The following is a 9,632-nucleotide window of genomic DNA, read 5'->3' on the forward strand; positions in this document are numbered from 1 at the left end:
GTAATCAGCCGAGGCAAACTGCGGCGCAACCGGCAGCCAAGTTTCGGTTTGCGCTCCGTCTACTTCCCCTCATTGGCTTCGCCGACTGCGGAGCTCCGGCCACCGGCGGAGGACACCATACTTCCCGCAGGCGCCACTTGGCGACCGAAGAAGATCACACGGCGCGTCACGTCCCGGCATACCCTCGCTGCGTCCGCCGCAATTCTCTGCGGCGGGACGATCCACAGCGGCCACGACGATCATTTGCTCGTTATGCAGTGTCCTTGTCATGCCGATAGCCGGTGCGCCGTTCGATCTCGAGCATGACGTCGCGCCAGTAGCGGCTGTCATCTTCCGCATCCACCACACCCGCCATCCGCAGCTTGTCGCGGGCCCTTAGCCACGCCCTCTCAGGTCCGTGAAGAACAATCAAGACCCTCGCTTCCTGCCGGGTTTCGGCTGAAGCTCCGAAGAGCAGTGAGAGCAGACGGCGGATCATCAAGTTCATCTGTGGCCGCTGTGGCCAGCGTCAACGGGAACCTTCGTCACGGCTTGACGACGGGCGTGGGTCCGGGAGAAGTGCCGTCGTGCCTCGCCAGCCGCCGCTTCTCGCGAGCGGCCAACCAGGTGCCCTGGGGCTCATGCATCGTGACAAGGGCAGCTGCCTTCTGCCGGATCTCGGCGGATGGCCGGAGAGATAGGCGATGAGGCGGCGGATCCTTGGCGCCCACGCGCCGGCATCTGCCTATTCATCTTGCCGGATGGCCAGAAGCCGCGCCTTCTCGGCTTCAAACCGTTGTGCCTGGTCGGTCAGACGCTGCCAGTTCTTTCGTGATTCCTCATGCCGCTGTCGCTGGCGGTCGGTCTCGGCATTTGCAGCTTCTACCTCGGAGGCGTCCGCCCTGGCCTGGTAATTGGCGGTACTCATCGGCTCGGCATCGTCCGAACGAACCAGCAGACCAGTCTTCCAATGCCCTTCATGTCGCACTCCATGTCGCGTGGATTGCCGAGGGTAACGGCTCCGATCATAGGTGCCGCGTCCAGTGCTCTTCCGCGACGATCGAGATTGGGTGTCCCCGATCTCGAAGTTCGCAAGCCTTCAGTATCTTGTTGCCGAATGACGAGTGTTTCCAAGAGTCCGTGGCATAGACGCCGATCACCAGCACGTTGGTAGCGGCCGTCAGCGAGCCGACGTCCGCGCCACGTTCGACAACGGCGGCTTCGCAGTCCTTGCGCTTCCCGTAGTTGAACGTCCCGGTGAACGTGTACCGGAGGCCCTCGAAGGCGAGCGGCATCGGCGCCGGATTGCAAAGCGGCAGCGTTGTCGCCTTCAACACCTCCCCGAGCTCGAAGTCGCGGCTAGAAAAGCGGTTCAGAGTATCGAGCAGTTCGGCCTTCTCATCCTCGTCGATGATGCCGTCGCTCAGCATCTCATTGACGCGGCGGTAGAGTGTCCGCACCAGCGGGTGGCCAGTGATCTCGACGTTCCCCGCCAGCCACTTCTGCAAGAACTCAACTTCGGCCTGGTTGATGGAGCCGTCTGCTGCCACCCCCCGAGCGAGACCAATCAGTTCGTCGATCTGTCGGCTGCTGATCCGCTCGCCGCCGAGGCGGTTGTTAAGTGCGTCGCTCATCGTTTCCCCCCATCTCCCGAGTGAAGGGTGGCGCAACTACAGGACGGTGTCGAGGTCTTGGAGCCGTGCGGCACCCTGCAGGCTGATCTACGCGCGTCTGGAGGCCGAGTTCGACGTCAGAGCCGCGGCTTAGGCCCGCGCAGGCCACCGCTGGCGAACGTCGTGTTGATTCCCTTGAGGGCCACTGGGCAGGGGGAAAAAGGGATGCTGCCGAACAGAGCTTCCCTTCGGGCGCCACCGTCAGTCCAGCATCTCGCCTTGCTGCGGCGGGTAGATGACGTCGTCCACCTCGGTGACACGGTATTCACGGTTCTCCCAAGCACCCGTCATCTCGTTGCGCTCCTGCCGGACCTCCAGAGTTCCTCGCAGCGCGTCTCCCTGGCGAATGGTGATGGCGCGGTGAGCCAGACGGTCGAAGAAGCTGTCATCGTGGACTGTGACGCTGACTGGAAAGCCGTTCCAGACCACCTGCCATTTCCGGGTCTTCGAGCGGTCGAGCCAGATCTTGTTGAGGACGAGGGTCGCCTTGTGCGGCACAATGCGAATGGCCTCGTCGCTGATTACCCTGTCGCCCTTTTCGGCGAGCTCGCGGAAGTACTTCCGCTGGATTTCGAACTCCGGCTCGGGATCGTTCAGATGCCTCGTGATGCCGAAGCTCTCGATCGAGGGATCGTCCTCCAGCACTTCGAAGGTCCGCTGCACCCGGTCCAGCACTGCCGGGTTCTTCTGCACCTGCTCGGCCGCCTCCTTGGCCTCACGCGGCAGGATGATCAGCGTATCGCCCCGCCGGATCTCGACGACGTCGTCGCCTACGACAATCTGCTCGTCCTCCGACGGTGAAACCAGATTGAGCAGCAGGACGCTGGCGATCGCGCCGAGAAAGCTGCCAACCGAGGCGGATCCGGTAGGCGAACCCTCGATCGCAGCCCAAAGGTTTTTGAGAATGTGCCTTGCGATACGCAGCTGGACGCGGAAGCTGCCCGGCCCATCGGCAACGATCCGGACCTCGAGGCGAGAGCCTGGGTTCAGGGCACCGTTGATTTCGCGCAGGAGCTCTGAGAACTCCAGCAGGCTCCGGCCGTAGGTGAATACGTCTACTTCGCTCAGCCGTCCGCCAAAGTGGACGACGAGATTGTCGCCTTCCAGGCGACGTAGATCGCAAACTGCTGACATGCGGAAAGATTCCCTCTTACCCGAGCAAGGGATCATTCCAGGATAAGAAGTGCAACCGCACTGATTGCCCTCAGGCTCGCCGGACCCGGCGGCGGGGCGGAAGGCTTCAGCCGGGAGGGCTACTCTCGAGAGAGATGCTTGAGCAGCCAGCCCATGATCAACTGATACCGCTCGGCGTGCGCCCGGAAATGCACTTCGTTCGCCATCCGCATTGCGAAGCCGGCCGCTTGGTTTTCCGTCCTCCGTTCTTCTGGAGGAAGGGCCCACCACTTGGCCAGAACGTAGCGCTTCGCGTCTTCCTTAAGCATCCGAGTTCCCTGCAGAAGTTGAGCCAGCATGCCGATAACGCAGCCGAGATCGCCAGCGTGATGTTGTAGCGAGCACTTGGTGAGTGATGATCGCGTCCCAATCGGTGACGCCTTCTCAGCGGGGGGCTCACGCTCGCACATGGCTGCCTTCCTTGGGCAGGTCCGCCGGCGCCACATTGACCATCACCTTCTCCGACAGCATCGACGGGCCAAAAGCGCGCCCCGCGTCCACTTATTGACTAAACGGGCTTGCGTTCGCCCCCTGACTGGATAGCTTCCCGGCCGGCCTCTGACGAAGAGCACGGCGGAGGCTGCGAGCGCGTCACGTCCAACCCACACGCGCTCGGCGCCCTGCCACGTACCGCGCGGCGGGGCGATCTTCTCCTGCTACTGCCGCTCATCCATTCAAACATTTCGGCGCCGATAGATCGAGCCGCGGCGGGGCAGGGGGTGGTCCCCGAGGTGCTGGAGCAAGGTCTGCTCGACGGCGCTGATCAGGTGAGGACGGGAGAGCCTGGCCAACGGCCGGAACATCCTCTGCGCCCCACACGAGCTGCGGCGGATGGCAGGTTTATGGGAACAGGACATACACTCCGGCGACCCCAATCGCTGCCACCATGCTGAAGAAGGCCGAATTAACGAAAATTGCGACGGCAGTCTCGATACGCATCCCGGTTCCTCCTGTTTGATCAGTCGGCTTGAGAATGAGTAGCAGAGTGAACGGTTCCGCCTCCTCGGAGGCGAGGATGTCCGTCAGGCACTGTCGGATTTTACGATAGTGCAGAATGCCCCCGGCGCGGGTAACCGTGCCCGACAGGCATACTTAGGCGCCGGACGCGCGGTCCCATCCGAATCTTGTCGCAGATCCGATTCGCCGTGTCGCATCCCGTGTCGCGTGGAGTAGCCGAGGCCAGCGGCAAACCCCCGCAGTTCAAGGGAACTGGCTGCAACATGATCGCAACATGAAGGGGGCCGAAACCCCGACCCTCGACGACTTAAAATATTGATTTGAACCGGGAATTTAATGGAGGCCTCGGAGGGAATCGAACCCCCGTGCAAGGATTTGCAGTCCTCTGCGTAACCACTCCGCCACGAGGCCCCAACGGCGCCGTTCCTACTGGTTCGGACGACGGCCTGCAAGGCTCGTCATCGCGGCGGACGCAATTACCCGAGAATATTCAATGGGCGCCGCTCGCGTCCTCGACATCTTGCGCCAGCCGTCTCGACGGTGGGCCGCTGCGGCAGGAAATGTACTGGGGGCAATGTGTCGCCGGATCACCGGGCGGGCGGGTCTCTGGACGCGCGTGGATGTAATGCCAAACGAGTCTGCGTCTCGAGAGATGGTCCGAGATCGACATGCTGCAAATCATATCATTCAGCAGCCATCGGGGCAAGCTGGTAATGACGGCGTTGAGTGACCGGATTCTCGGATGGCCGACAGGCCATCAGGGGCAAATGGTACGCCCAAGGGGAATCGAACCCCTCTCTCCACCGTGAAAGGGTGGCGTCCTAACCGATAGACGATGGGCGCAGCGACGCGGTGTATAAGGGGCTTCGCCGGGGATCGCAAGCGCGGCGGCGGACTTTTTGCCGGGTTTGTGACACCGCGGGCCTGGCAAGCCAGCGCTTGGTAAAGACCCGGCAACCGCCTGCGATTGCTGATGCTTCTTATTATTTGCGCTGGCGGCAGCGCCAGTTCCAGTCGCGCTGCGGCCCGACATCGACGTGGATGGCGGCGGAATGGCAATAGGTTCCAACGCCGCCGCGGCCGGGCAGGGAGCGCGCATAGGCGGCGACGACGAATCGGTCGGCATCGGGCACGACGATGTCGGCAGCCTTGCAGCCCATGTGCTGGGAGCGGGTGGCGCCGTTGACGCGGCGATTGTGCGTCGGGCTGCGGTAGCCGGAGGTGACGATGACCTTCTTGCCGAATTTGCGCTCGATCGAGCGCAACATGCCGACGAGCTGCGACGGGAAGCAGGACGTGTCGACGTCCTCGCGCTGAACGCGAAGCCCGTTGGGGCTGAGCCGCGCCATGCCGGTGAGCGAGGCCACCTGGTAGCCCATGGCGGAATCTTCCATGAGGTCCTCGTCCTCCGCCGATGCCCGCTGGCCGATCTCGAACAGCGAGGTCGGGTCGACGCCGGGCAGGGCGAAGTCGCCACTCGCCACGGGCGCGCCTTCCTGGCGCAGCACGACACGCTGTCCCTTGCGCTTGTCGGCATTGGGGACCGGCGGCTTGGCGTTGCTGCGGGCGAACAACGAGGAGAACAGCGAGGTTTCCTTGCCACTCGGGGCAAGCGCGGCCACCTGGTCACCTTCGGTGACGGATCCGCCCGCATAGGCGGCGACGGCCTTGCCATCGACCGACGTCGGGCGAAGCAAGGACGGCGTGCTCTCGGCGGCGGTGGCAGGAGGGGGCGTCGCGGCGGCGGGCTGGCTGGCTGCGACGATTTCTTCGGGGGCAGCCGACTGTGCGGCCTCCGCCGGCGCAGCGTCCTCCGAAGCCGAAGCATCGGCCGCGATCGACTCGGCGGCGTCCGCCGCGACCGCATCAGCGCCGAGATTGGAAAACCCGAAGGCCGAACTGTCGTCCACGGCGGATACGCAGGACGACAGAACCGGCACAGTCGCGAACAGCGCTGCGGCCAGCAAGCGTGTACGAAGCGCCGCGGCGCGGGCGCCGGCGAATTGCGTCGTCAATGGACACCACCCCTCTCGCGGCAGGTCTTCGGGGCCTGCCTTGCCTGATCGTATCCTTGGCGCTTGCTCGACGCCCGATCCCCACGGGACGTAACGCAAGCGCGAATGCGCAACCTTCTTAGTAAAGCTTATTTGAGGACCTATGGCCAGAATGCGGCAGCAGAATGGTGGCGGCGACCGTAGCCGCCGCCGCTCGATGCTACCAGGTGCCGGTGTTCGGCATGGACGACCACGGTTCGGCCGGTGCCTTCGACTCGCCCTTCTGGAGCAATTCGAAGGAGATGTTGTCGGGCGACTTGACGAAGGCCATGCGACCATCGCGCGGCGGACGGTTGATCGTCACGCCCTTGTCCATGAGGGTCTGGCACGTCGCGTAGATGTCGTCGACCTCGTAGGCGAGATGGCCGAAATTGCGGCCGCCCGAATATTCCTCGGGGTCCCAGTTATAGGTCAGCTCCATCAGCGGCGCGGCATTTTCCGCGGCCCCCGGCTGGTCGCCCGGCGCTGCGAGGAAGATCAGCGTGAAGCGTCCCTGTTCGCTTTCGATCCGGCGGGTCTCCACCAGACCCAGCTTGTTGCAGTAGAAGTCGAGGGACTGGTCGACGTCGGTGACGCGGACCATCGTGTGCAGATAGCGCATGGATAGGGCTCCGGTTGGTGGGATGGGCAACAGGGTAGGGTGGACGTTTGCCGCGCCAAGCCCAGCACGTGTCCAGACCACCCCGTCAACAACACGTTCCGCTGCCTGACACGACGGCGATCTGTGCAAATTGCCTCTGGCACATCACAGCTGTCGCAGCATCTGGTGACAAGCCCATATTTCGACGGGCTGGTACGCCGGGGCTCTTGCCGAGATCGGCAGGGTTAATGCTAAGCTCGATTGCAGCGATTCGGTTTGGTGTCAGCGCAGGACTCCCGCATGCCCGAGAGACTCTCTGCACACATGCGCAGCGAAGCCGATGCACCGGGCAGCGGCGAGATCACCGTGGTGTCCGGCCACATCAAATGGTTCGACGTGTCCAAGGGGTTCGGCTTCATCGTTCCCGATGGCCAGGGTCCGGACATCCTGCTGCATGTCACCTGCCTGCGCCGGGACGGGTTCTCGACGGCGCTGGAGGGTGCCCGCCTCGTCTGCGAGGTCCAGCAGGGCGATCGCGGCCTGCAGGCCTTCCGGGTCCTTTCGATGGATTCCTCGACCGCGGTGCACCCCTCGCAGCAGCCGCCTTCGCGCACCCATGTCGCCGTCACGCCGAACAGCGATCTCGTGCCGGCCGTGGTCAAATGGTTCAACCGGACCAAGGGCTACGGTTTCCTGACGCGCGGCGAGGGCACCGAAGATATCTTCGTGCACATGGAAACGCTGCGTCGCTACGGCCTGACCGAATTGCAGCCGGGCCAGGAAGTGCTGGTGCGGTTCGGCGACGGCGCCAAGGGGCTGATGGCCGCCGAGGTCCATCCCGGCACCGGGCCGGTCCAGCCTGCCTCCCACTGACGCCGGATACGATCGATGATGCTCCGCAAGCCGCTTCTCGCCGCCCTCGTCGCCGCCGCTGCCTTACTGGGCGCGGGTTATTTCGCGTTCGCCGGGGACGATCTTTCCAGCGCGACGCTCGTCACCGCCACGGGACGCCACGCGATCGAGGTCGAACTCGCGACCACGCCCGACACGCGGGCGACCGGGCTGATGAACCGGGAATCGATGCCGGCCGGGCAGGGCATGCTGTTCGATTTCGACGAATCGCGCCCGGTCTCGATGTGGATGAAGAACACGCTGATTCCCCTCGACATGCTGTTCATCGACGAGACCGGCACGGTGGCGAGCATCAAGACCAACGCCCAGCCGCTGTCGCTCGACACGATTCCCTCCGGCGTCCCGGTGCGCTATGTCCTGGAACTGAACGGCGGGGCGGCTGCCCGCTACGGCGTGGCGAAGGGCGATCGGCTCGAACACGAGATTATTCCGTCGCCCTGAGGGGGGAGAGCAGACGAGATCGCGTACAGGATACGAACCTGTCCCGCAGGCGATCGGTTCGTGTCGCCGCCAGCTCTGCGCCGGGGCCGCCATCTTCGTGCCCGCAACGCACGACGACATGCAGTAGCCTCATCACCGATGGAGTCGGCTCAGTGTGCTAGCGCCTTCAACTTGAGGTGCGATTGACAATTGCCGTCGTGCGGTCTGGTGTTCATTCTCGATATTGGCGCTTGCCGGGGAAGTGTAATGCTCGTGTTCGTTGCCGGAATGCAGAGAAGTGGGTCAACATTCAGCTTCAATGTGGTGCGCGAACTCCTGGCCAAGAGGGGAGTCCTGTACCAAGAGCCTCATTCCTCCATTCATGCAGTCATTCCGCGCTCGGGTGAGGCAGATCACATCATAATCAAGGCTCACGTGACTGATGAGCATACATTGCGGCTCATCAAGTTGGGTGCGGTCAAGGCAATCTGCACGGTCAGGAAGCCGGAAGATGCGATCGCATCTTGGATGGAAACGTTCGACGCGCCTTTGTCTGACGCCATCGACCGGTTGGAAAAATGGTTCGGCTTCTTCGAGCAGATTAGAAAGCACGCTTTGATCGTTCGATACGAGGATATCGATAAGCGACCGTTCCGGGCGGCATGGAAGATTTCTCGAGCGCTATCCGTCGATGCAACCCCGCTCGAAATTTACCGTATAGCCAAAACTCACGACAAGAGAGCGGTCAAGGAAATGGCCGACAGTCTTTCAGTCTCCGGCGAAAAAGTGAAAGATGTTGGATTCTCCTACTATGATGAGCGGACGTATTATCATCGACGGCACGTATCGCACCTGACATCTTTGAGCGCGGAAGAGCGGATCGGGCACGAAGCCGTGAAGATCATCAGGCACTATTTCACGGGGAAAATAGATGCCTGGGGAGAAATTATCTGAGGGGTCTTCGGGGGCGTCGCCCGTCGCTTCGCCGTCCAACTCGCGGGGACGCCTTGACTTTGACGGCCCAAGCCGCCAAACCCCCGACAGACAGGCGCATCGCCGTGTCCGGAGCGTAGCGCAGCCTGGTAGCGCATCTGGTTTGGGACCAGAGGGTCGCAGGTTCGAATCCTGCCGCTCCGACCAGCGCCGGTGGCGCATTGCACATCGGTATCGCCACACGAGGCAGAGATGGTCGCCAGAATATATCGTCCGTCCCGCAACGCCATGCAGTCCGGCAAGGCCAAGTCGCGCGAGTGGCTGCTGGTTTACGAGCCGGAGGAGCCCAAGCGCGTCGAACCGCTGATGGGCTATACTTCGTCCGGCGACATGCGCTCGCAGATCAAGCTCTCCTTTGAGACCCGCGAGCAGGCGGTCGAGTATGCCGAGCGCAATGCGATTGCCTACCGGGTCGAGGAGCCGCGCATCACCAGGCCGGTGAAGGTCGCCTACGCCGACAATTTCCGCTACGATCGCCGCCAGCCCTGGACGCATTGAGGGTATTGGGCCGCCATCAGGCAGGACCCGCTTCGCCGGCAACGGCCCCGTAGCTCAGAGGATAGAGCACCGGCCTTCTAAGCCGATGGTCGCAGGTTCGAATCCTGCCGGGGTCACCACGCTACTTTTAAGGCTTTGATTTCGTTGATGTTATTGGGCTGAACCTGCACCGGTTTCAGGTGCGGGGCCAGACTGTTCACGTCCAATTCTTCTGTAGGGGCATTCATCATTGTCGCAGAACGACATCTATTCCGGCTTGACCCAGCTGGACACCCGCAAGAACCCTCCGCTTTCGGTGGTTTTTGCCGCGGGGATCATCCGGAGACGCGAGTCTGGCGCCGTCCTTGGAGCGATCCAAGGGTTCGCATGACGTTTCTGCCCGTTTCTGAGCGG

Annotated in this window: 11 protein-coding genes and 4 tRNA genes; 6 read left to right on the forward strand and 9 right to left on the reverse strand. The window is 62.9% G+C overall.

From position 1 onward, the window contains the following. Window positions 1-250: 250 nt before the first annotated feature. The 9 genes from GTW51_RS19240 to GTW51_RS19280 form a co-directional block, all read right to left on the reverse strand. A complete protein-coding gene (locus GTW51_RS19240) occupies window positions 251-487 on the reverse strand; it encodes a hypothetical protein (protein WP_163045679.1) in 237 nt (78 codons plus the stop codon). Between the two features lie 237 nt (window positions 488-724). Next, entirely contained in the window at window positions 725-907 is a 183-nt protein-coding gene (locus GTW51_RS19245) for a hypothetical protein (RefSeq protein WP_163045680.1), read from the reverse strand. Between the two features lie 97 nt (window positions 908-1,004). Then, window positions 1,005-1,613 carry a BRCT domain-containing protein gene (locus GTW51_RS19250; RefSeq protein ID WP_163045681.1) on the reverse strand — a complete coding sequence of 203 codons (609 nt, stop codon included), beginning with the start codon at window positions 1,611-1,613 and terminating at the stop codon, window positions 1,005-1,007. Window positions 1,614-1,853: 240 nt separating this feature from the next. Then, on the reverse strand, window positions 1,854-2,822 hold the full coding sequence (locus tag GTW51_RS19255; protein ID WP_163045682.1) for an LAPAL motif-containing putative phage structural protein: 969 nt from the start codon (window positions 2,820-2,822) through the stop codon (window positions 1,854-1,856). An 83-nt stretch (window positions 2,823-2,905) separates the two neighbouring features. Further along, the gene (locus GTW51_RS19260) at window positions 2,906-3,235 is read right to left on the reverse strand and encodes a hypothetical protein (RefSeq protein ID WP_163045683.1); all 330 of its coding nucleotides are present in this window, start codon (window positions 3,233-3,235) and stop codon (window positions 2,906-2,908) included. Between the two features lie 884 nt (window positions 3,236-4,119). Then, window positions 4,120-4,193 (reverse strand) — tRNA-Cys (locus GTW51_RS19265). A 357-nt stretch (window positions 4,194-4,550) separates the two neighbouring features. Continuing rightward, a tRNA-Glu gene (locus GTW51_RS19270) sits at window positions 4,551-4,625 on the reverse strand. Between the two features lie 140 nt (window positions 4,626-4,765). Next, window positions 4,766-5,797: a YcbK family protein gene (locus tag GTW51_RS19275; protein WP_246233273.1), complete on the reverse strand. Its 1,032-nt coding sequence runs from the start codon at window positions 5,795-5,797 to the stop codon at window positions 4,766-4,768. Between the two features lie 199 nt (window positions 5,798-5,996). Next, complete coding sequence (locus GTW51_RS19280; protein ID WP_163045685.1) at window positions 5,997-6,437, reverse strand: VOC family protein; 441 nt, start codon at window positions 6,435-6,437, stop codon at window positions 5,997-5,999. A 279-nt stretch (window positions 6,438-6,716) separates the two neighbouring features. On the opposite strand from GTW51_RS19280, the gene GTW51_RS19285 reads away from it, so the two are divergent. From GTW51_RS19285 to GTW51_RS19310, 6 genes are all read left to right on the forward strand, one after another. Beyond that, complete coding sequence (locus tag GTW51_RS19285; RefSeq protein ID WP_163045686.1) at window positions 6,717-7,289, forward strand: cold-shock protein; 573 nt, start codon at window positions 6,717-6,719, stop codon at window positions 7,287-7,289. 15 nt (window positions 7,290-7,304) lie between these two features. Continuing rightward, window positions 7,305-7,769: a DUF192 domain-containing protein gene (locus GTW51_RS19290; protein WP_163045687.1), complete on the forward strand. Its 465-nt coding sequence runs from the start codon at window positions 7,305-7,307 to the stop codon at window positions 7,767-7,769. Between the two features lie 246 nt (window positions 7,770-8,015). Then, a complete protein-coding gene (locus tag GTW51_RS19295; protein WP_163045688.1) occupies window positions 8,016-8,702 on the forward strand; it encodes a sulfotransferase family protein in 687 nt (228 codons plus the stop codon). A gap of 109 nt (window positions 8,703-8,811) precedes the next feature. After that, window positions 8,812-8,888 (forward strand) — tRNA-Pro (locus tag GTW51_RS19300). A gap of 45 nt (window positions 8,889-8,933) precedes the next feature. Then, the gene (locus GTW51_RS19305) at window positions 8,934-9,239 is read left to right on the forward strand and encodes an ETC complex I subunit (protein WP_163045689.1); all 306 of its coding nucleotides are present in this window, start codon (window positions 8,934-8,936) and stop codon (window positions 9,237-9,239) included. 43 nt (window positions 9,240-9,282) lie between these two features. Next, window positions 9,283-9,358 (forward strand) — tRNA-Arg (locus tag GTW51_RS19310). Window positions 9,359-9,632: the final 274 nt, after the last annotated feature.

Source organism: Aurantimonas aggregata (assembly GCF_010500835.1).
Taxonomy (GTDB): domain Bacteria; phylum Pseudomonadota; class Alphaproteobacteria; order Rhizobiales; family Rhizobiaceae; genus Aurantimonas; species Aurantimonas aggregata.